This window comes from Arthrobacter sp. PAMC 25486 (assembly GCF_000785535.1).
In the GTDB taxonomy this organism is placed as follows: Bacteria; Actinomycetota; Actinomycetes; order Actinomycetales; family Micrococcaceae; genus Specibacter.
Map to the genome: position 1 here is coordinate 1,457,797 of NZ_CP007595.1, position 20,477 is coordinate 1,478,273.

General features: G+C 63.9%; 20 protein-coding genes. 4 read left to right on the plus strand and 16 right to left on the minus strand.

The features are described from left to right. Positions 1-6: 6 nt before the first annotated feature. Positions 7-423: a GntR family transcriptional regulator gene (locus tag art_RS06635; RefSeq protein WP_052136084.1), complete on the minus strand. Its 417-nt coding sequence runs from the start codon at positions 421-423 to the stop codon at positions 7-9. Positions 424-622: 199 nt separating this feature from the next. Here art_RS06635 and art_RS06640 point away from each other — a divergent pair, with 199 nt between their 5' ends. After that, positions 623-1,348: a DedA family protein gene (locus tag art_RS06640; RefSeq protein ID WP_052136085.1), complete on the plus strand. Its 726-nt coding sequence runs from the start codon at positions 623-625 to the stop codon at positions 1,346-1,348. Between the two features lie 198 nt (positions 1,349-1,546). Here the strand turns inward: art_RS06640 and rdgB are convergent, their stop codons facing one another. The 7 genes from rdgB to clpS all read right to left on the minus strand — a co-directional run bounded on the left by rdgB (position 1,547) and on the right by clpS (position 6,623). After that, entirely contained in the window at positions 1,547-2,167 is a 621-nt protein-coding gene (gene rdgB / locus art_RS06645; protein ID WP_038463338.1) for an RdgB/HAM1 family non-canonical purine NTP pyrophosphatase, read from the minus strand. Continuing rightward, entirely contained in the window at positions 2,167-2,907 is a 741-nt protein-coding gene (rph, locus tag art_RS06650; protein ID WP_038463340.1) for a ribonuclease PH, read from the minus strand. The genes rdgB and rph overlap by 1 nt, the downstream gene beginning before the upstream one ends. 325 nt (positions 2,908-3,232) lie before the next feature. After that, complete coding sequence (locus tag art_RS06655; protein ID WP_038463342.1) at positions 3,233-3,781, minus strand: hypothetical protein; 549 nt, start codon at positions 3,779-3,781, stop codon at positions 3,233-3,235. 79 nt (positions 3,782-3,860) lie between these two features. After that, a complete protein-coding gene (locus tag art_RS06660; RefSeq protein WP_038463344.1) occupies positions 3,861-4,658 on the minus strand; it encodes an MBL fold metallo-hydrolase in 798 nt (265 codons plus the stop codon). Then, positions 4,655-5,674, minus strand: coding sequence for a glutamate racemase (murI, locus tag art_RS06665; RefSeq protein WP_157875414.1), 1,020 nt, complete (start codon positions 5,672-5,674; stop codon positions 4,655-4,657). The genes art_RS06660 and murI overlap by 4 nt, the downstream gene beginning before the upstream one ends. An 84-nt stretch (positions 5,675-5,758) precedes the next feature. Continuing rightward, positions 5,759-6,325 (minus strand): DUF2017 domain-containing protein, encoded by a 567-nt coding sequence (locus art_RS06670; protein WP_038463349.1) that lies wholly within the window; start codon positions 6,323-6,325, stop codon positions 5,759-5,761. Continuing rightward, positions 6,318-6,623, minus strand: coding sequence for an ATP-dependent Clp protease adapter ClpS (clpS, locus tag art_RS06675; protein WP_038463351.1), 306 nt, complete (start codon positions 6,621-6,623; stop codon positions 6,318-6,320). Before clpS ends, art_RS06670 begins: the two co-directional genes overlap by 8 nt. Before the next feature lie 37 nt (positions 6,624-6,660). Here clpS and art_RS06680 point away from each other — a divergent pair, with 37 nt between their 5' ends. Both art_RS06680 and art_RS06685 read left to right on the plus strand, forming a co-directional pair. Further along, complete coding sequence (locus art_RS06680) at positions 6,661-8,004, plus strand: nicotinate phosphoribosyltransferase (RefSeq protein ID WP_038469089.1); 1,344 nt, start codon at positions 6,661-6,663, stop codon at positions 8,002-8,004. Between the two features lie 11 nt (positions 8,005-8,015). Beyond that, the gene (locus tag art_RS06685) at positions 8,016-8,633 is read left to right on the plus strand and encodes an isochorismatase family protein (RefSeq protein ID WP_038463353.1); all 618 of its coding nucleotides are present in this window, start codon (positions 8,016-8,018) and stop codon (positions 8,631-8,633) included. A gap of 153 nt (positions 8,634-8,786) precedes the next feature. Here the strand turns inward: art_RS06685 and art_RS06690 are convergent, their stop codons facing one another. From art_RS06690 to art_RS20925, 7 genes are all read right to left on the minus strand, one after another. Then, the gene (locus art_RS06690; RefSeq protein ID WP_038463355.1) at positions 8,787-10,553 is read right to left on the minus strand and encodes a DEAD/DEAH box helicase; all 1,767 of its coding nucleotides are present in this window, start codon (positions 10,551-10,553) and stop codon (positions 8,787-8,789) included. 105 nt (positions 10,554-10,658) lie between these two features. Beyond that, on the minus strand, positions 10,659-10,982 hold the full coding sequence (locus art_RS06695) for a DUF3039 domain-containing protein (protein WP_038463357.1): 324 nt from the start codon (positions 10,980-10,982) through the stop codon (positions 10,659-10,661). Positions 10,983-11,148: 166 nt separating this feature from the next. Next, positions 11,149-11,928 (minus strand): glucosamine-6-phosphate deaminase, encoded by a 780-nt coding sequence (nagB, locus tag art_RS06700; RefSeq protein WP_038463359.1) that lies wholly within the window; start codon positions 11,926-11,928, stop codon positions 11,149-11,151. Between the two features lie 178 nt (positions 11,929-12,106). Continuing rightward, positions 12,107-13,654 (minus strand): transporter, encoded by a 1,548-nt coding sequence (locus art_RS06705; protein WP_367643768.1) that lies wholly within the window; start codon positions 13,652-13,654, stop codon positions 12,107-12,109. A gap of 17 nt (positions 13,655-13,671) precedes the next feature. Continuing rightward, a complete protein-coding gene (locus art_RS06710; RefSeq protein WP_052136087.1) occupies positions 13,672-14,463 on the minus strand; it encodes an ABC transporter ATP-binding protein in 792 nt (263 codons plus the stop codon). Between the two features lie 180 nt (positions 14,464-14,643). Further along, positions 14,644-15,594 (minus strand): tetratricopeptide repeat protein, encoded by a 951-nt coding sequence (locus art_RS06715; protein ID WP_038463363.1) that lies wholly within the window; start codon positions 15,592-15,594, stop codon positions 14,644-14,646. Positions 15,595-15,699: 105 nt separating this feature from the next. Then, positions 15,700-17,943: a hypothetical protein gene (locus art_RS20925; RefSeq protein WP_157875184.1), complete on the minus strand. Its 2,244-nt coding sequence runs from the start codon at positions 17,941-17,943 to the stop codon at positions 15,700-15,702. 454 nt (positions 17,944-18,397) lie between these two features. Here art_RS20925 and art_RS06730 point away from each other — a divergent pair, with 454 nt between their 5' ends. Further along, positions 18,398-19,558, plus strand: coding sequence for an AI-2E family transporter (locus art_RS06730; RefSeq protein ID WP_253901579.1), 1,161 nt, complete (start codon positions 18,398-18,400; stop codon positions 19,556-19,558). A gap of 102 nt (positions 19,559-19,660) precedes the next feature. Here art_RS06730 and art_RS06735 read toward each other — a convergent pair whose 3' ends face one another. Next, positions 19,661-20,452 (minus strand): alpha/beta hydrolase, encoded by a 792-nt coding sequence (locus art_RS06735; RefSeq protein ID WP_038463365.1) that lies wholly within the window; start codon positions 20,450-20,452, stop codon positions 19,661-19,663. Positions 20,453-20,477: the final 25 nt, after the last annotated feature.

Sequence of the window (20,477 nt, forward strand, 5' to 3'; positions counted from 1 at the left end):
CGCACCCTACTTTGCTCTTGTTGCTGTGGCGTCGCTGCTGCTGCCTAAGCCGGCCCCGGATGCAACAGCGGCCGCTTCCCGTGCCAGCATGTCCGCCAGCTGGGCGCCGTCGATCCCCAACTTGTTTGCCTCACGAGCCAGCGGCGCAATGAATTGTTCGTAAAAGTCCTCCCGGCGCCTGCCCACAAGGACGGCCCGGGCTCCGGTGGCAACAAACATGCCAATTCCCCGTTTCTTGTAAAGGAGTCCGTCATCGACGAGCCGGTTGACGCCCCTGGCCGCGGTGGCGGGATTGATTCTATGGAAGGCCGCGAACTCATTGGTGGACGGAACCTGCGCCTCTTCGGCCAGCAGGCCGTCCACGATGTCGTTCTCGATCATTTCGGCGATCTGCACAAAGATCGGCTTGCTGTCATCGATCATGATCAGCCTTCCTCCGCACAGTGCCCGAGACTCCCAGCCAGCCTCATTGGTTCGTTCCTCATGTAACTAACCGTACAACCATGTAACGAGATGTCAACCGCCAATATCCTGCAGCCAAGGAATTCCCCCAAAGATCCTCCTATGGGTGGAGCCCACGTTCAGGGAAGTACCGTAATCTTGAACCGTGATACTTTCTGCTTTGAGCCAATCCGCCCTGCCCGCGCTCATGGGCCACGGCGCCGTGCCGTCCCTGGCGATCCTGCCCGACTGGCTGGATCCGATGACGATTCTGGACAACTCCGCCCTTGGTTTTTGGGTGGTTGTGATTGCCTGCGCCATCATCTTCGCCGAGACCGGCCTATTGGTCGGATTCTTCCTGCCCGGAGATTCCCTGCTCTTCACCGCCGGCCTGTTGGTGAGCACAGGCGCCATGCCCGTGAACATCTGGGCGCTCATGGGACTGTTGATCGTCTCGGGCTTCATCGGAAACCAGCTCGGCTACTACATCGGATACAAGGCCGGCCCGGCAATCTTCAACAAGCCGGAATCCAGGCTCTTCAAAAAGCAGCATGTCGATTCCGCCCACGCATTCTTTGAAAAGCACGGCGGCAAGGCCCTGATCCTGGCCCGCTTCGTCCCGATCGTGCGGACCTTTGTCCCCGTCATTGTCGGCGTGGCCAAGATGGACATGCGCAAATTCCTGATCTTCAACGCCATCGGCGCGGTTGCCTGGGCCGGCGGCGTCACCTACCTCGGCTACGTCCTGGGCAACAGGGTCCCCTGGGTGCGCGACAACCTCGATATCCTCTTCATCGCCATCGTCGCCGTCTCGATCATCCCGATCGGCATCGAGTTCCTCAAGGCCGTGAGCAGCCACCGCAAGAAGAAGGCCTTGCAGGCAGAAGCGAAGTCCGAGCAGGCCTAGGCCTCGTCTGCGCAGGCACAATTCTTAAAGTACGACGGCGACCCCCGGCATAGTGCCGGGGGTCGCCTTTGTTTTTACTCACCCAAGAAATCTATTACGCAGTTGTTGGACCAAATCGGCTCCGGAAAGCGCCTTCCAGTCCAATAACTGCGTAATAGATCTCAGCGAGCCCGGAATCAGATCTCAGCCGGTGTGCTGTCAGCCCGCGAGGGCCTTCACGATGTGCGGCAGCAGCGCCCGGAACGCGTTGCCGCGGTGGCTGATGGCGTTCTTTTCCGCGCTGCTGAGCTCCGCGCACGAGCGGTCCATGCCTGCGGGCAGCAGAATGGGGTCGTAGCCGAAGCCGCCGTCGCCGCGGGGTTCGTGCAGCAGGGTTCCCTCCAGGGTTCCTTCCTCCACGATGTCCACTTCACCGTCAGGGCTGGCCAGGGCTGCGGCGCACACAAAGCGTGCGCCTCGGTGTTCCTCCGCAATGTCGGAGAGCTGGGCCAGCAACAGGTTAAGGTTCGCTTCATCGTCGCCGTGGGCGCCTGCCCAGCGGGCGGAAAAGATTCCCGGCGCTCCCCCAAGGACGTCCACGGCCAGGCCTGAATCATCTGCGATGGCCAGGGCACCGCTGAACTGCGCCACGGCATGGGCCTTCAGTCGCGCGTTTTCCGCGAAGGTGACCCCTGTTTCGGCGACATCCGGCGCCTGGATCGCTCCGGCGTCGAGCACGTCAGTGTCAACATCCAAGCCCGGCACCTGGCCGCGGAGCAGCTCACGCAGCTCCCGCAGCTTGCCCTGGTTGTGGCTGGCAAGAATCAGCTTGGGGGCCATCAGCCGGCGAGGGTTTCGCGCTGGATGCGGGACAGTTCGGTGGTGCCGATCAGGGCCAGGTCCAGGAGCTGGTTGAGCTCGTCGCGGTCGAACGGTGCGCCCTCTGCGGTGCCCTGAACCTCGACGAACTTGCCGGAGCCTGTGACGACGACGTTCATGTCGGTCTCGGCGCGCACGTCCTCAACGTAGGGCAGATCCAGCATGGGGACGCCGTCGATGATGCCCACGGAGATGGCCGAGATGGTGTCGATCAGGGGTTGGGCGTTCTTGGCGATCAGCTTGTTTTCCTTGGCGTAGGCAATCGCGTCGGCGAGGGCCACGTAGGCGCCGGTGATCGCGGCGGTGCGGGTGCCGCCGTCGGCCTGCAGGACGTCGCAGTCCAGCACAATGGTGTTCTCGCCGAGCGCCTTGGTGTCGATGATGGCGCGCAGTGAACGGCCAATCAGGCGGGAGATCTCGTGCGTGCGGCCGCCAATCTTGCCCTTGACGGACTCGCGGGAGTTGCGGGTGTTCGTGGCGCGAGGGAGCATGGCATATTCGGCCGTGACCCAGCCGGTGCCTTCGCCCTTGAGCCAGCGCGGGACGCCGGGGGTCAGGGAGGCGGTGCAGAGCACGCGGGTGTTGCCGAATTCGATCAGGGCCGAGCCTTCGGCCTGCTTGGACCAGCCGCGGGTGATGGTGATGTCGCGGAGCTGGTCGTTGGTGCGCCCGTCGGCGCGAAGTGTTTGCGTGGAAGTCATGAAGTAAGCCTACCGGCCGAGGGGCCACGGCCGAGCGCAGCGAGGCTGGGGAGGGCGGTGGGCGCTACCGGCCGAGGGACCCGAGCCGAGCGCAGCGCTATTCAGCATTCGAAACAGCAGCTGATGCGGTCGCACCCCAACACCGCAAGTTGAAACATCAGCTGCTGTTTCGAATTATCGTTTGGGTGAAAATCGCATCAGCTGCAGTTTCAAATCACTGTGTGGCCAACGCGGTGCCAACATGTCTGCGATTCCTCAGAGCCGGCCTCGAAATCAGCCATGGGCGCCCAACGTGAGAACTCGCGGTCTGAAAAACTGCCCCGAGCTACTTGCGCTTGAGCAGCAGCTTGTGGATCTGCGTTTCACGGAAGTACGTGGATCCGGGCTTGATGTAGCACAGCACGATGGCGACCAACCCCAGCAGCACCTGGACCATAGCGACCAGTCCGCTGGGCAGGGCAACCGTCGAGGCTTGGTACACGGAGCAGATGGCCAAGATGCCACCAAGCAGCCGGGCCCACATGGCACCCTTGGCAAGGAACCTGGCAATGGTGAGGTACATCAGGATCGAGAGGACGCCGACCGCGACGGCCGTCACCATTGAAAACATGACGGACCCGTCGGCAAGCTGCTCGACGTCGACGCCAGCACCCAGGGCAAGAATGTCCGCCCGGAGCCGGGTGCGGAACGCCTCGGAGGAGATGTTGATGACGCTCAAGATTGTCACCACAACCTGCAATGCTGCTGCGGCCAGCAGCAGCTTGACGACCCAGCCAATCTGCCGTGGCGCGACAGGCGCCACAGGGGCGACGCGGGCGCCAGCTCCGGATGAAGACTCAGGAGACGGGTTGTAGCTCGGCGGCGTGTTGGCCATGGAAAATCCTCAGTCGTGCACTGCTCATTGCAGTGCTTGTGGCCGGGGTCAGTGGCTGCACCATGCGTCCCGGGAAAGGCTAAATCGTGTAGTGCACACCGGCAACGGCAGCTGCCACGTCGCGGTCAAATACTCCACGGGCCTCGGCCACCACCTTGTTCGTGTCGGTCCAGACGGGAATGTGGGTCAGCAACAGGCGCTTCACATTGGCCCGGGCCGCCGCTTCGCCGGCCCGTTTGCCGGTCAGGTGGACGTCCTTGATATGGTCGTCGCGACCTTCTTCAAACGCAGCCTCACACAGGAAGAGGTGTGCATCCTGCGCGGCGTCTTCCAGGCCCTGGCAGGCGTCGGTGTCGCCCGAGTAGGTGAGCACAACGGTCCGGTCCATGCCGGTCCCGTCGTACTCGGTGACCTCGACTCGCAGCGCGTACGCCTCTGGCGTGGGGTGGTTAACCGAGTACGGGGTGACCTTGAACGGGCCCACCGTGACGGGCTCGCGCTCCTGCCAGTTGATGAAATCAAACTCTTCGCGCATGCCCGGATCAAGCTCGAGGCCGTACGCCGTGGCCAGCCGATCAGCGGTTTCGGCAGGTCCCCACACGGGAATCTTGCCCCGCTGCCAGCCGTCAGGGTTCCACCGGACGGCCACGTGCAGGCCGCACAGGTCCATGCAGTGGTCGGGGTGCAGGTGGCTGAGGAAGATCGCGTCGATGTCCTCAAGGTCCATGTACTTTTGCACAGCCCCGAGGGCGCCGCTACCGAGGTCAATGAGCACCCGCCACGGCCGAACGCCGTCGTGCGCTGTTAAAAGGTAGCAGGACGCGGGCGACGACGGACCAGGGAAAGACCCGCTGCAACCCACAATCGTCAACTTCATTCGTTACTCCCCGCTCCCAATCCCGGAACAGCCAGTCTGCCCACCGAATCGGTCAAAACAAAATTGGAGACGCGTGACGCAACGCCACCGGCAGTTGATTCACGGGCCGCGGCCAGCATGTCCTCGGTGATTCGGGCCAGGGAACCAGTGGGATAGTGCGCCGCAACATGGCTGACTTGTTCCACGCCGCGAACCTCGGGGCCCAGGAAGCGGCGGGCCAGGTGGCCAAAACTGGCGGCGTCGCCGGTGGAGAGGAATTGGTGGGTGGGCGCGTCGGTGGACACTCGTTCCAGATCGTGGCTCACCAAGGCGCGGTACACATCCTTGGCGGTTTCCTCGGCGCTGGACACGAGCGTGACTGCATCGCCCATAACGTAGGAGATGACGCCGGTCAGCAGCGGGTAGTGGGTGCAGCCCAGCACCAGGGTGTCGACGGCCGCGGCCTTCAGCGGCGCCAAATACACTTCAGCTGTGGAAAGCAGCTCGGGCCCTGCCGTGACACCGGATTCCACAAATCGCACAAAGTCGGGGCAGGCCACCGAGGTGATGCGCAGGTCCGGGGCTGCGGCGAACGTGTCCTCATAGGCGCGCGAGCCCACCGTGGCAACCGTGCCAATCACACCAACATTGCCGGTGCGGGTTGCCGCCACGGCGCGCCGCACTGCGGGCTGGATCACCTCAACAACGGGAATCCCAAAGCGTGCCGTGTACCGCTCCCTGGCGTCACGCAGCACCGCGGCCGAGGCTGAATTGCAGGCGATGACCAGGAGCTTGACCCCTGAACTCACCAGCTCGTCCATGACGCCGAGCGCATTGGCACGGACCTCGGCAATGGGCAGCGGACCATAGGGGCCGTTGGCGGTGTCCCCCACATACAGGATGGATTCATTGGGCAGCTGGTCAATGACGGCACGCGCCACCGTCAGCCCGCCCACACCGGAATCAAAAATTCCAATGGGCCGGTCCGCCACCAGATTCAGTTGCTGTGGGTCACCAGTCTCCGACGAGTCGGACATGTGTGCTGGGTGTGTGCTCATGATCGTTTCAACAATAGTGCGTTCTGCGTGAAAACATGTGACATTCCTGTTCCCCCACAGCCCTTATTTGACGCGGGCGAGGGCCACCAGCATGGCTTGGACGAGGCTTTCCTGCAGCCACGAGACAAAGTTGTAGACCAGTGAAAGGTAACTTTCGACGTCGTCCGCCTCACCCCAGTCCTGGACCTGGTGCACCTTCTCGGCGTCCTCTTCGTCACGAATTTCGAGGCGCTCGGCCAGGACCAGACGCACGTCATTCAGGGCTTTGGCCCACAGGGTGGCGGACTCATCATCCAAGACCAGCTTCTCGGATTCCAACCCCAAGGAGGCCGCCCGTAGAGCACCAATCTTGCCCTCCCGCAGCGAGCGCTCGGTGAGCTGTCGGAACTCAAGTGCTGCGTCGGCGTCGTCCCTCACGGCATCGGGCAAAAGCCGCAACAAGGCCGGATCGGTGGGCACCGTGACGTCCATGTCCAAGCCGATCAGGGCAGCCAACGGGTCGGTGTGGGCGGCCGTGGCGGGCTCGAGCATGGTGATGATGTCGGCGAAAAGCTTGCGGAGGAGGTCGCGTTCGGCGGGCTCGAGGAAGCCGGTGATGCCGCGGCGGCCGGCGGAGAAGGCCTTAGCCACGGTTGCCGCCCTTCGCCACTGTTGCCCACAGGCCGAAGCCGTGCATGGCAACGGCGTGTGCCTCCATTTTTTCCTTCGCACCGTGGGCCACGGCGGATTTGCCCTCGGTGTGGACTTGGAGCATTAGTTTTGCCGCCTTTGCCTCCGAATAGCCGAAGTAGCTTTGGAACACGAAACTGACGTAGCTCATCAAATTAACCGGGTCGTTCCACACGATTAATTCCCAGGGGATGTCTGGGGAGATGAGTTCGCTGGTGGAAACTTCCCGGTCAAGTTCCGGGGCTGTGCTGACACTCATGTACCCATTCTAGTGTTGTCGCACTAAAGTGAATTCCGTGACTACGCCATCAAGCTGGGGCCACCCCCGCACATCTTTGTTTACGGATCACTACGAGCTGACCATGCTCCAGGCAGCCCTGCATTCGGGTGCCGCGCACCGCCGCAGCGTGTTCGAGGCCTTTGCCCGACGCCTCCCGGATGGGCGCCGTTATGGGGTTGTGGGCGGAACTGGCAGGATTTTAGAGGGGCTGGAGCACTTCCGTTTCGGCCCCGAAGAATTGAATTTCCTGGCCAATAACAACGTCGTTAATGACGAAACCCTGGCCTGGCTGGCTGATTTTAAGTTCTCCGGCGACGTCTACGGTTATGCAGAGGGCGAACTTTATTTCCCCAATTCACCCATTTTGACCATTGAATCCACCTTTGCCGAGGCCTGCATCCTCGAAACGTACGTGCTTTCCGCGCTCAACCACGACTCCGCGATTGCCTCCGCCGCCTCCCGCATGATTGGCGCCGCCGGGAACCGCCCCGTCATCGAGATGGGATCGCGGCGCACGCACGAGGAATCGGCAGTGGCTGCCTCGCGCGCCGCGGTAATCGCCGGTTTCCACAGCACCTCCAACCTGGAATGCGGCATCCGCTACGGGGTCCTGACCCAAGGTACTGCCGCGCATTCCTTCACCCTCCTGCACGACTCCGAGGACGACGCCTTTCGCGCCCAGGTCGGTTCGCTGGGCGCGGACACCACGCTGTTGGTTGACACGTACGACGTCGAATCCGCCGTCCGCAAGGCCGTCGCCCTTGCGGGGCCCGCCTTGGGAGGAGTGCGGCTGGACTCTGGTGATCTGCTCGCCCAGGCGAGGGACGTGCGGGCCCTGCTCGACTCGCTCGGGAACACGAATACGCGCATCACCGTCACCTCGGACCTTGACGAGTACGCCATCGCGGCCCTGGCGGCGGCCCCCGTGGACTCCTACGGCGTGGGCACCTCGCTGGTGACCGGCTCCGGCGCCCCCACGGCCTCCATGGTGTACAAGCTGGTGTCCCGGGAGGGCGACGACGGTGAATTTGTTGCCGTCGCCAAGGCCGCCAAGAACAAGGCCAGTGTGGGCGGCAAGAAGTACGCGCTGCGCCGGCTCAACGACCGCGGTACTGCCACGAGCGAGATTGTTGGCATCGGGCACCGTCCGGCCGGTGATGAGAACGACAGGGACTTGTTGACACAGTTCGTTTCCGGCGGAGAGCTGCTCCCTGGCTGGACAGGATCCGAGGGCGTTATTCGTGCCACCGCCCGGCACAAGGCCTCGATGGCGGAGATGCCCGGGGCCGCACGCCGGCTGCAACGCGGGGAACCCGTGATTCCCACCGAATACGAACAAGCAATACCTGCAAAGAACTAAGAGGAGTCCCCATGGCTAAGGCCCTGATCATTGTTGACGTACAGAACGATTTCTGCGAGGGCGGTTCACTTCCCGCTACGGGCGGCGCCGAGCTCGCCAGCGAGATCAGCGAACTATTGGAAAATGCCCAGGACCTGGATTTCGTGGTTGCCACGCAGGACTGGCATGTGGACCCGGGTTCGCATTTCTCGGACACCCCGAACTACCGCACCAGCTGGCCCGTGCACTGCGTGGCCGGTTCCAAGGGTGCAGCACTGCACCGCAATCTCGACACGGAGGACATCGACGCCTACTTCCGCAAGGGAAAGTTCGATGCCGCATACTCCGGCTTCGACGGCCTGCTTGCCCCCGAGGACGAGGTAGCGGTTGGTGAACGTGAGGCGCATGAGGCCGCCCAGGAAGATGGCGTGGCTCCGGTCTCGCTGGATGACTGGCTGCGCCAGAACGACGTCGACGACGTCGTGATCGTGGGCATTGCCACCGAGCACTGTGTCCGCGCAACAGCATTGGATGCCGTCAACGCCGGCTACAACACCACAGTGCTGCGCGATTACATCACGGGCATTGACGAGGATGCCGTCGACGAGGCCCTTGAGGAACTCGAAGACGCAGGCGTGGAGGTCAAATAGTCCCGGGCACAGGAAGCCGCAGGGGCGACTTCACAACCAATTTCGTCGAGATGTGAGATCGCGCCCTCCCCGGAGGGCGCGATCTCACATCTCGACGAAATTAAGCGGGCGAAATGAAGTGGGCGGCCGGGCCCAGCCCCACCGGCGCCAGCGCTATTTGCGGCCGATAAACCAGTCCTGCAGCTTCTTCAACCGCGTCTGCAGCTGCTCTTCGTTGGCCTGTGCCACGGCCGGGCCGCCGCACATGCGCCGCAACTCGCTGTGCACCATGCCGTGGGGCATGCCGGAACGGGCGCTCCATGCCGAAACATTCTTCGCCAGTTCCCCGCGCAGGTCCATCAGCATGCGGTGGTCAACCAGCGGCGGTGCCTCAGGCTCGGCCGGGGCCTTCTTGCGCTTGCGGGTTTGCTGGTCGGCCTGCCGTTGACGCAGCAGCGTGCCCATCTGGTCGGCGTCCAGTAGTCCGGGAATCCCCAGGAAGTCCATTTCATCGTCACTGCCGATGGCGCCGCCGGTACCGAATTCGCCGCCGTCGAACAGCACCCGGTCGAAGGAAGCCTGCGACTCGAGCGCCTCAAACTTAAACTTCTCCAGGGTATCGGAGGCTTTCTCCTCACGGTTGGCCTCCTCCATCTCGGAGTCTTCCTCCATGAACCCGTCGGCGTCCTTGTCGGGACGGTCAAGTGCATGGTCGCGTTCAAGTTCCAGCTGGTTGGCGAGTTCCATCAGGTTCGGCACCGAGGGCAGGAAGATCGACGCCGTCTCTCCCCTTTTGCGGGCACGCACAAAGCGCCCCACGGCCTGGGCAAAGAACAGCGGTGTGGCTGTGGACGTCGCGTAGACGCCAACTGCCAGCCGGGGCACGTCGACGCCTTCGGACACCATGCGCACGGCAACCATCCACCGCTTGTCGCCGGCGGAGAATGCATCAATCTTGTCGGAGGCCTTGGAGTCATCGGAGAGGATGACGGTGGGTGATTCGCCGGTGATCTTCTTCAGCTGCGCCGCATACGCCCGCGCATCCTCATGGTCCGTGGCAATGACCATGGCACCGGCGTCGGGCACTGCCCGGCGCACCTCGGTCAGGCGCTTGTCGGCGGCGGCCAGGACGGCGGGGATCCATTCCCCTTCCGGTGTGAGGGCTGTGCGCCAGGCCTGGGAGGTGACGTCCTTGGTCACTGCCTCGCCGAGCGTTGCAGCCATTTCCTCACCGGCGCTGGTGCGCCAGCGCATCTGGCCGGAGTAGGCCATGAACATGACGGGGCGGACCACATGGTCCTTGAGCGCCTCACCGTATCCGTAGGTGTAGTCGGCCTTGGAACGGCGGATGCCGTCGCGGTCTTCGGCATACTCAACGAACGGGATGGCGGCCGTGTCCGAACGAAACGGTGTACCCGTCAGTGCCAGGCGCCGGGATGCCGGGTCGAAGGCCTCCCGGATGCCGTCACCCCAGGACAGTGCGTCTCCGCCGTGGTGGATCTCGTCCATGATGACAAGCGTCTTGGCGGCCTCGGTCTTGGCCCGGTGCAGCAGCGGCTTGCTGGCCACCTGGGCGTATGTGACGGCCACGCCGATGAAGCCCTTGCCGTGCCGGCCGTCGGCGTTCTTGAAGTTGGGGTCGATGGCGATCCCCACCCTGGCAGCAGCATCCGCCCACTGGCGTTTCAGGTGGTCGGTGGGGGTGACGATTGTGACCCGGTTGATCACGCCCCGGCTGATCAGCTGTGTCGCGATGTGCAGGGCAAAGGTGGTCTTTCCGGCGCCCGGCGTTGCCACGGCGAGGAAGTCTCTGGGACTGTCGCTGAAATACTTCTCCATCGCTTCGGTCTGCCACGCACGCAGCTTCTGGGCCGTTCCCCACGCCGCGCGCTCAGGGTAGGCCGGAGGCAGCGACGGGCCACCAAACAATGTCTCCGTCACGAATTACCTGCCATCCTTGTCACAACTTTGAAGCTTCCGCGGCCAAATCCGGGCGCGGCTAAGCAACGGCGTGTCGCCGTGTACAACAATATTTACTGTCCCAAGCTACTTCTTGGGCTTCTTCGGGCCCTTGCCCTTGCCACCCTCGGGGCGCAGGCCCTCGTAGACCTCTTTGCACTCGGGGCAGACGGGGAACTTCTGGGGATCGCGCCCGGGCGTCCACACCTTGCCGCACAGGGCCACCACGGGCTCGCCGGTCATGGCCGATTCCATGATCTTTTCCTTGCGGACATAGTGCGAGAACCGTTCGCTGTCGCCCGGCTCGACTTCCTGGCGAAGCTCCTCGCGCTCAATCACGGCTGTGGAACCGCCGGTTTGGCCGGGGCCGTGCAGCGGATCGTTTTCAAAGGGATCTGGAGGCAAACTCATAAAACCAGTCTACCGTCTTCGCGTCCGCGACTCACCGAGGCGGCCTCCACCCGTCGATGTGACATCACGCCCTCTCTGCCGCCCCCACTCAGTCAGATGTGAGATGACGCCCTGTGCGAGGCACGAGCACAGGGCGTCATCTCACATCTGACTGAGAACGGTGCGCTTAGACGCCCTGCCAGGCGGGCTTGTTGTCGTAGGCGTTGCGGTAGCTTGCAGTGCCTGTGAGCTTGCTGGCCGCTGCCTCGTCAATGATGACGGTGGCGCGCGGGTGGAACTGCAGGATGGAGGCCGGGCAGGACGCCGAGACGGCGCCTTCAACGAAGTCGCGGACGGCGTCGGCCTTGCCTGCGCCGTAGGCCACGAGGACCAGGTGGCGGGCATCCATGATGGTGCCCAGCCCCTGTGTCACCACGTGGTGCGGGACCTGGTCAATGTGATCGAAGAAGCGTGCGTTGTCCTGGCGCGTCTGCTCGGCCAAGGTCTTGATGCGTGTGCGCGAGGCCAGCGAGGAGCCGGGCTCGTTGAAGCCGATGTGGCCGTTGGTGCCAACGCCCAGGATCTGCAGGTCGATGCCGCCGGCGGCTGCAATCGCATCCTCGTAGGCCTGGCAGGCGCCCACAACATCGTCGCTGGAGCCGTCCGGGCCGTGCACGTTTTCGGGTGCCACATCCACGCGGTTGGTGAATTCGCGGCGGATGACCTCACGGTAGGACTCGAAGTGGCCGGCCGGCAGACCCACGTACTCATCCAGGGCGAAGCCGCTGACGCCGTCGAAGCTCAGGCCGCCGTCGTGGCGGCGTGCCAGCTCGTCGTAGATGGGCAGCGGGGAGGAGCCTGTGGCCAAGCCGATGACGGCGTTGGGCTTGTTGCGCACCAGTGCCTCGATCGAGTCGGCGGCAAGCGCCCCAATTTCCTTGCTGCTCGGGAGGATGATGACCTCCATGAAACACGCTTCCTTTCATTGCTGCCGTGGGTGTTCAGGGCCATCTCGAGGAGGCGGCCAATGGTTTGTGGCAGACGGCCGCAAGTGCGCACAACGCCCCGTCAACTCATTCCGCAAGCGGTGGCTGACAGGGCGCTGTTGCCTTGCATCAGTTATGTAGTTCCCACCTTATCCAGTCTCAGCGGTCTACAGAAACGGCCAGCAACAATTCAGGTCCGCGGCGATCATACTGGGCCCCGCCCAGGCGAATGCCAACCACAACGTAGATGGCGCCAAGGACGATGCCGGCGAACAGCGCCAACCAGCCAAACATGGGCTGATCCGTGACGGCGCCGACGATGATCAACACCGCCACGGGTGCAGCGAGCACAAAGGCTCCGGCAAAACCAGCAAGCTGGATAAGTACGGTGGAGAAATTGTTGCCCGGCTTGGACTTCATGGGGCTCTCACCGGGCAAAGGTGCATTCATGGTGAAGCGGGATGAGAACACGCTGGAGAGTCCCAGCCCCGCCCCGGATGCTCCGACCATGAGCCCCACAGCTGCAGGGAAGCCCGACCAGTTGCCGGAGACAATGGACCCGGCAATGGCAAACAGCAGGCCCAGCGGCAATGCCAGTACTGCCGCTGCCACGACGCGTCCGGTCCTGTCCTCCTTGCCCGAAATGCCGGTGGCCAGGTGCAGGGCGAAGGCGGTGTTGTCGTAGGAGATGTCGGCACAAATGCTCCAGGTGACCATGAACGCCGCAAAGGCACCGGCGTAGCTGAGGATGGGCCCGACGGCGTCCAGCCCGCCGGCCTGCGACCCGCCAAACACCATGACCAGCGGGATGAGCGGGGCGACGATGAGCCCGGCGCTGTAGCGCGGATCCCGGAACCAGTAGGTCAGGCAGCGTGCCGCAACCGCCCCCGTGGGCGTTTGCGGGAACTTGGCAAAGAAGCCCAGCTTGCCGGGGCTGCGCCGTCCGCCACCGGAGAATGCGGGGGTGACCAGTGCCTTGGCCAGGCACACCTTCCACACCCAGGCCAGGGCCGCAAGGGTTGCCACGGCAATCAGGAATTTTACTGCTGCGGCGCCCCAGGCGCCGGCAGCGATTGCGGCGGGGACCGCCCAGATGGCGCCCAGCGGCGTCCAGGAAATGGTGTTGGCAAGCTGCGGCAGGTACTCGGCAAAGTCGGTGATGCCGCTGGAAACCCCGGCAATGATGGGGCCCATGAGCATGAGCGGGATCAGCACCACAATGCCGCTCATGTCCTTGAAGCGACGGGAGGATGCCAGGCTGGTGCTGGCTGCCGTGATGGCGCGTGAGGCGACAATGCAGGTCAGCGCCGCGATAGCGCCGCAGATGAGCGCGGCCACGGCGGCCACCGGGTGGCGCCACCAGGCAACAGCCGTGCCCATGGCGGCTATCAAGGTGATGGCCCCGGGGATCCCGATGAACCCGGAGAGGGCCAGGCCCGTCAGCATCGACTTCATGGGAATGGCGTAGGTGGTGAAGCGGGCAGGATCGAGTGTCATGTCCAGTCCCGCAGCAACCACCGGAATGACCAGCCAGCCAAGGAAGACTGCGGAACCGGCCAGAACCAGGACGGTTCCGATCAAGCCGGCATCGGTAGCACCCAAGGCGGCCAGTCCCACCAGGACCAGAACCAGCATGCCGAGCCCGTAGAGGCCTCCGATAATGAGCCCCACCAACTGCCAGGGCGTGCGCTTCATGGAGTTGCGCAACAGCGCGATTTTGAGCCTTAGGAGGTGCGCAACCATTGCAACCCCGCAGTCTGGTTCCGGCCGCCAACTAGCTCAACAAACTTGTCTTCCAGGCTCATGTCCCCACGCACGTCGTCGACGGTGCCGGCGGCGAGAACGCGGCCGGAGGCAATGACGGCCACATGGTCACACATGCGCTGGACCAGGTCCATGACGTGGCTGGAGACAATCACGGTGCCGCCGGAATTCACGTAGTCGTGGAGGATGTCGCGGATGTTGGCCGCAGAGACCGGGTCAACCGATTCAAAGGGCTCATCGAGGACCAGGAGCCGCGGCGCGTGGATCAAGGCCGCGGCCAGGGCGATCTTTTTTGTCATGCCCGCCGAGTAGTCGACCACCAGTGTCCCGGCGTCCTTGGTCAGATCCAGGGCTGCCAGCAGGTCCTTGACCCGCTCGGCCACCGTGTCCTTGTCCATGCCACGCAGCAGGCCGGCGTACGTCACCAGCTGTTCACCGCTGAGCCGGTCAAAGAGGCGAACACCATCGGGCAGCAGTCCCATGAGTTTCTTGGCTTCCAGCGGCTGCGCCCAAACGTCCACACCGTGGACTCTCACCTGCCCAAAATCTGGACGCAACAGGCCCGTGGCCATGGACAGGGAGGTGGTCTTGCCGGCCCCATTGGGCCCCACCAAGCCGTAAAAGGAGCCCGCAGGAACATCCAGGTTGATGTTGTCCACGGCAATCTTTTCGCCAAACCGCTTAGCCAATCCACGGATTGACAGAGCTGGTGGCCGTGCTCCATCTGGTGTGGGCGCAATAGAGTTATTCATGCCCTCACACTAACAATCTGAAGGGTTGCTGTGAGTTATCCAAAAGGATGACATTGGCCGCCGCGTCGCCTGCCCGTCATCCCAGGGACGAAAAATGACACCGTTCCCGCTTTTCGACCCCGGGATCCCGGGGTCGAAAAGCGGGAGAGGTGTCAGATCCCAAATGAAGACTCGGAGGGTTTAGAACAATGCCCGGGCCAGGGCCTGGCGGGAGGCCGAGACGCGCGGATCGCCCACACCGACGACGTCGTAGAGCTCCAGCAGGCGGACCCTGACGTCCTCACGCTCGGGGCCAAAGTGCGTGCCAATGTAGTTCACCAGCCGGCCCAGCGAATCCTCAACATGACCGCCGGTGACGTCCAGGTCAGCTACGGCAAGTGCAGCCTCAAGATCGTCCGGGTCCGCGGCCGCCCTGGCACGGAACTCCTCTGCCTGGAGCACGTTGATTTCGGCCGCGCGGCGCATCAGCTGTACCTGTGCCAGACCGGTTTTGGCTGGCGCATCGGTGGGCATTTCGGCCAGCGCCTTCTCATAGCTGGCCTGTGCGAGAGCCAGGTCGCCGGCATCGATCGCGTCACGAGCGGCCTGGTGCAACGGCGGCAGCGGCGGTTCCTCCGGGGCTGTTTCGGGATCGGTGGCGGCGCCGCCCAGGGTGCCCGTGACACCATTGCTGGCGGCGACCTTGAGTAGTTCGGCCAGGAACTCCTGGATCTGGGCTTCGGGCAGCTCCCCTTCAAACATGGGCACGGGCTGGCCGTTGATCAGGGCAATGACGGTGGGCACTGCGGTGACCCCGAAGGCCTGGGCAATCTGCGGACTGGAATCCACATCCACCCGGCCCAGCGCGATTTTACCGCCGTTGTCGTTCATGAGCTTTTCCAGCACCGCGTTGACCTGCGCCGACTGGTGGGAGCGCCCCGATCCGAGCGACACCACGACGGGGACCTTCTGGGACAACTGGACAAATTCCTGGAAACTTTGTTCGTTCACCTCGACGGCGTAGGGCGATCCCCCGGCGGGTGCACCGGCTGCGGCGGCTGTGGCCCGGTTCTTCAGGGCTGAAAGGTCGACGGCGCCACGCAGGTTGATCCCGGGCGTTCCGTTGGACGGCAGTGGACTATTTTGGCTCATGGACTCACTCTAACTGTGTTGACCCGGGGCTTTTCCAGTTCTCGCCACGGGTGAAACTAGGCATGACAGGAAGCATGGAGCGCCTCCGGCGCCCCATGCCCCCAGTTACTTAAAGGATCCGCCAACCAGGGCCCGGTTGGCAGAAATGATGGTGACTTCGGTTGCGCCGCCTGCAGGCGGGATGTACATGACGACAGGCTCCGCGTAGTTCAGGCTGAACCCCTTGGTGGTTTCCGTGCCACCGGTAAACACGGCCGCGTCGTCGCCCACGGTCAAGGTGGCGTCCTGCTTGCTCGTGGCGTCAATGCCGAAGTTGTAACCCACCACCACCATGGCACCGCCGTCGGCGGTGCGCAAGGAGACCGCCGATTCCAGCTCACCCTTGTGGCTGAAGACGTACTCTGCGTCCTTGGCATCGGCAGCAACCTGCCTCTGCAAGTCCAGGACGCTCGTCACGTAGAGGCTGTCCTTGAAGGTGGCCGCGAACTTGCTGTGCTCGTTGGTCAGACGGTCACTCAAGGCGGAGATGGCAGCTTCGGGACTCATGGCCAGGCCGTCGGCCGAGTCCAGCGCCACTTCCTTGGTGCCTTCCTTGTCCACCTTGGGGAAGGTCTGTCCCGGCAGCAGGGGCGTTGCCTGGATCAGCTTGTAGTTTTCACGTGCGCTGGCCTGGACCAGCGTCAGCAGTTGCGGCAGGGCGTTGTTCTCACCCTGGGTGACGATCATGGCCGAGCGGGGCCAGGCGGCTGTCGTGGAGACAACGTTGGCCAGCAGCTTCGTGGCATTGACAGGTTCAGCAGCAGCTTCGCTTTCAACGGTGGCCCTGATCTGGTAGTTCGCCGTGCGCATCGTCAAGGCCATGCCGGCAACCCGAGGCTCGAGCTCCTTGGCATTCTTTGCATTGTCCCCGGAGGCAACAATCGTGGCCACGGAGGTGGCAATGCGCTGCACTTGGCTTGTCAGCAGATTGGGGAAGCCCACCGTTGCAGTCTCAGTCGCCGAGGCCTCCGCTGTTGCCGCAGGCGTTTCGGCGGCGGGCGTTTCAGCAGCGGGTGTGGTTTCGGCCATGGCCGGGCTGACGCTTCCGGCGAGCAGAACGGCGGCAAGCGCCGCACCCCAGCGTGCCTTAACGCTCATGTTTTTCCCGCCGTCCTTGTCCTTTGGCTGCCCCTTGCCTTCGGGGGCTGCGGGGCTTTCAGGGGTGCCGAGACCTTCGGCCGGCGCAACACGCTTCGGTCCGCCGGAGTTCCGTTGGCGGGGCTTCCGTTTGAACGGCGTGCCGTCGTTGCCGCTGGTGTCCGATCCGCTGGCGTCCGAACCGCCGGATCCGGGCTTTGAGTCATCGTCAGGGGCGTCTGAATCCTTCTTGGCGTCCTGCGGCTTCTTGCCGTCGTCAGGCTTCCCAGCGTCAGCAACCCCGGCAGCGTCAGCCTTCCCAGCGTCAGCCTTCGAAGCGGCAGCATCCCCCGCGAGCGCATCCTGCGGATCATGCAGGGTGCGCGGCAGCGCAGAGGTGGCGTCGGAAACCGCGGCAGCGGCAGGCGCTGGCGCCGATCCGTCGTCGGACTTCAGATCAGCGGAAGGCGCATCGGCCTTCCTGGCCTCGGCTATCGTGGCCGGCGCAGGCGCGGCGGCAGCAGCCTTGGCACTTTCTCGGGCGGCAACAATCTTGGCAACTTCGAGGGCTCCGGTGGCCGGATCGGCAGGGACGCGGCCGGCAGCACGGCGGCCGGGTACCACCTCAGCCGCCTTCGACTTGCGCGGCAGCAGCACAAACAGCAGCGCGGCCAGGGCCAACAAGGCCGAGCCGACGATCATCAGCGGAACAGCCCACGGGGTTCCCTCATCGTTGTCTACGGTGACGGAAATATCGGTCGGCGCAGCGGCCTTGCCGTCGGAGGAGAGGAGCAGCGCCCAATCACCGTGGCCGGGAGCCTGCCAGGTGTAGCTCAGTTCGCCGGTGGCTTTTTCCTCGGCCACCCACATGTCGGAGCCGGCCGGGTTGGGCACCTCTGCGGCACCCTCGGTGCTCTTGGAGCTCAGTGCGGTGAATTCCTCGTTGGCGGCACCGATGGTGGTGTGCGCCGCATCGCCGATCCAGCCCGCAATGTCCCGCTCGCGCGCCACCGCCAGCTGGATGGGGCCGCTGCTCTTGACGGTCATGGAGAACTGGCCATCACGTGTTTTGAGCAGATCGGGGCTGATGACGGTCAGCGGCGCGGGGGCCACACCCGCCGGAACGCTTGCCGTGAGCTGGGCCGGGGGCAGCCAGATGGTGCGCTGGCCAATACCGGCGCCCAGCAGCAAAAGACCCAAAACGGCCAGTGCGATTGCAATTTTAAAACGCAAGAAAACACCTAACATCGAATGAACACTGCAGTGATCGTTATTTCAAGAGTAACCGAACCGTTATCAATAGGGCATGTCCTTTTGATATTTCTCACGTTCCCGTGGGCCGTGGCTCGTGAGCACAGCCACCCCGCGCTGGTACTCTCTAGTCACCATCGAGCACTGGCCGGAATCTCTTCATTCCGGCCCTGATCCAAAGGCAAAGACAGTGAGTTCCTCCCCTGACACCCGCGGGTCCGGTCCCGAATCCACGGATCAGCCGTCACCCGCCCCCGACGCTGCTGCCGTGCCGGCGCATGATGCCCAGCACGACGGCGGCCAACCCTCCCCTGCCGCTGGTGCCGTGCACGCCACCCGCGGTGAACCGGAGGCCGCAGCGGCCCCTGTGGCGGCTGCCGCGGCCTCCGAACGGCACGAGGCTGCGCCCAAGCAGTCTGGTTGGCGGGCGTGGGTCATCAACAAGGTGCGCCAGCCCGTTCCCGGGGCCCAGCCGAGGGTGCGCTTTGACCTGCCGGTGGTGCCACAACAAACGCTCGACCCAGCTGCCCCTGCAAGCGCGGCGGAGGCAGGAACCAGCAGCCTGTTCCGGCACCCCATCTACTTTGGCTTCATGGGCACCGTGGGCGTTGGCATTGCACTGGCCCTGAGCTACATGCTGACCAACACCCAATCCTTGCTGTTGTGGATCGTCACGGCCCTGTTCATCGCACTGGGACTTGACCCGGTGGTGCGCTGGCTGGAGAAGCGGAAAGTGCCCCGGCCGCTGGGCATTGTGCTGGTGCTGGCTGCGCTCCTCGGGGTAGTGGCGGTCTTCTTTGCCACACTCATCCCCACCATCGTTGAGCAAACAACTCAATTGGTGCAAAAAGCTCCGGGCTGGATCCAGGACTTTTTGAATTCCGACTTCTTCAAGCAGTTGGATGTGCAGTACCACGTCCTTGACACCGTCAACGAACAAGTGGCGAAGTTCTTCCAGGACGCACAGGCTGTGGGCGGCATCTTTGGCGGTGTGCTGGGAGTGGGCAGCACCATCGCCAACGGCCTCTTTGGCACCTTGATCGTGCTGGTGCTGAGCCTGTACTTCCTGGCCTCACTGCCATCCATCAAGAAGTGGGCCTACCGTCTGGCACCGCGTTCACGCCGCGAGCGGGTCGAGGACCTGAGCGAGGAAATCACGCGCGGCGTGGGCAACTACGTGATCGGACAGGTCTGCGTTGCGGTCCTGAACGCCACCTACGCTTTCATCGTCATGAGCATCTTCAACGTTCCGTTCAGCGTTCTGCTGGCCTTTGTGGTGGCGCTGCTGGCCTTCATCCCGCTGGTGGGCGGAATGATCGCAGCCTTCGTGGTCATCGCCGTCAGCCTGACAGCCGGCTGGCAGACGGCCGTGATCTACGCGATCGCCTACTTTGCCTACCTGCAGTTTGAGGCGTACTTCGTCTCCCCCCGCATCATGCAGAAGGCCGTTGCCGTGCCCGGCGCCGTGGCCGTGATTTCGGTGATCGCCGGTGGCAGCCTGCTCGGGGTGCTGGGCGCCCTGATCGCCATCCCCACGGCAGCCGCCATCATGCTGCTGGTCAAGGAAGTGTTCATCGCCCGCCAGGACAAGAACTGACCTTTTCTTAAAGTACGACGTCGGTTGGCGCCCTTTGGCGGTAAAAGGTGGGCTCCCGCCGTCGTGCTTCATACGGCAGGGCCCTGCCGGGGAGGTTCGGGGTCAGGCGGGAACGGCCGCCACCGGGCCGTGCCAGTCACCCGGCAGCTCCACCGGCGTGCCCAGTACTGCCGAGGAAATCTCGTTGAGCGCCCGGGCTGCGTACTTCTCCCCCACCCAGAGGTGTTTGGCCCCGTCGACCGCGACCAGGCGGGCCTGCGGCACCAAGGCAAAGCGTTCGGCGGCGGCAGCGGGCTGCAGGTAGTCGTCAAACTCCGGCACGAGCACAGTCAGAGGCGTACCGCGGGCGGCCCACGCGGCCAGATCGGCATCCACGGCGCGGTGCAGCGGCGGTGAGAGCAGCACGGCACCCTCCACCTGTTCGGAAACCGGCGGCACCGCGCCGTATTTCAGGACCAGTTCGGTGCCGAACGACCAGCCCACCAGCCAGCGGTTGGGCAGCCCGCGGTCCACGGCAAACTGCACGGCCGCCGCAACGTCAAGGCGCTCGCCCAGGCCCTCTTCAAAGCTGCCGTCGCTGGTCCCGCGCGGAGATGTGGTCCCGCGGGTGTTGAAGCGCAACACGGCAATGCCGGCCAGCGCGGGCAGCCGGTACGACGCCTTCTTGTATACGTGCGAGTCCATGAAGCCGCCGTGGGTGGGCAGCGGGTGCAGGGTGATCAGCGTGGCCCGCACGACGCCGTCGGCCGGCAGGGCCAATTCACCGACAAGGGTGAGCCCGTCGGCGGTGCGCAATTCAATGTTTTCCCGGCTGGCCGGCAAAATCGTGGCGGCACGGATGGCTGTTGGGGTGTCGGCGTCAACAAAGGCAAGGGAGGCGGGATCGAAAACCATGCCTTCCAGCCTACCGGTAGTGGCC

Bases quoted from the DNA above. Each gene is read 5' to 3' on its own strand.
- art_RS06635 (WP_052136084.1), bottom strand. From the start codon at position 423: ATGATCGATGACAGCAAGCCGATCTTTGTGCAGATCGCCGAAATGATC.
- rdgB (WP_038463338.1), bottom strand. From the start codon at position 2,167: ATGGCCCCCAAGCTGATTCTTGCCAGCCACAACCAGGGCAAGCTGCGG.
- rph (WP_038463340.1), bottom strand. From the start codon at position 2,907: ATGACTTCCACGCAAACACTTCGCGCCGACGGGCGCACCAACGACCAG.
- art_RS06655 (WP_038463342.1), bottom strand. From the start codon at position 3,781: ATGGCCAACACGCCGCCGAGCTACAACCCGTCTCCTGAGTCTTCATCC.
- art_RS06660 (WP_038463344.1), bottom strand. From the start codon at position 4,658: ATGAAGTTGACGATTGTGGGTTGCAGCGGGTCTTTCCCTGGTCCGTCG.
- murI (WP_157875414.1), bottom strand. From the start codon at position 5,674: ATGTCCGACTCGTCGGAGACTGGTGACCCACAGCAACTGAATCTGGTG.
- clpS (WP_038463351.1), bottom strand. From the start codon at position 6,623: ATGAGTGTCAGCACAGCCCCGGAACTTGACCGGGAAGTTTCCACCAGC.
- art_RS06685 (WP_038463353.1), top strand. From the start codon at position 8,016: ATGGCTAAGGCCCTGATCATTGTTGACGTACAGAACGATTTCTGCGAG.
- art_RS06695 (WP_038463357.1), bottom strand. From the start codon at position 10,982: ATGAGTTTGCCTCCAGATCCCTTTGAAAACGATCCGCTGCACGGCCCC.
- nagB (WP_038463359.1), bottom strand. From the start codon at position 11,928: ATGGAGGTCATCATCCTCCCGAGCAGCAAGGAAATTGGGGCGCTTGCC.
- art_RS06710 (WP_052136087.1), bottom strand. From the start codon at position 14,463: ATGAATAACTCTATTGCGCCCACACCAGATGGAGCACGGCCACCAGCT.
- art_RS06715 (WP_038463363.1), bottom strand. From the start codon at position 15,594: ATGAGCCAAAATAGTCCACTGCCGTCCAACGGAACGCCCGGGATCAAC.
- art_RS06735 (WP_038463365.1), bottom strand. From the start codon at position 20,452: ATGGTTTTCGATCCCGCCTCCCTTGCCTTTGTTGACGCCGACACCCCA.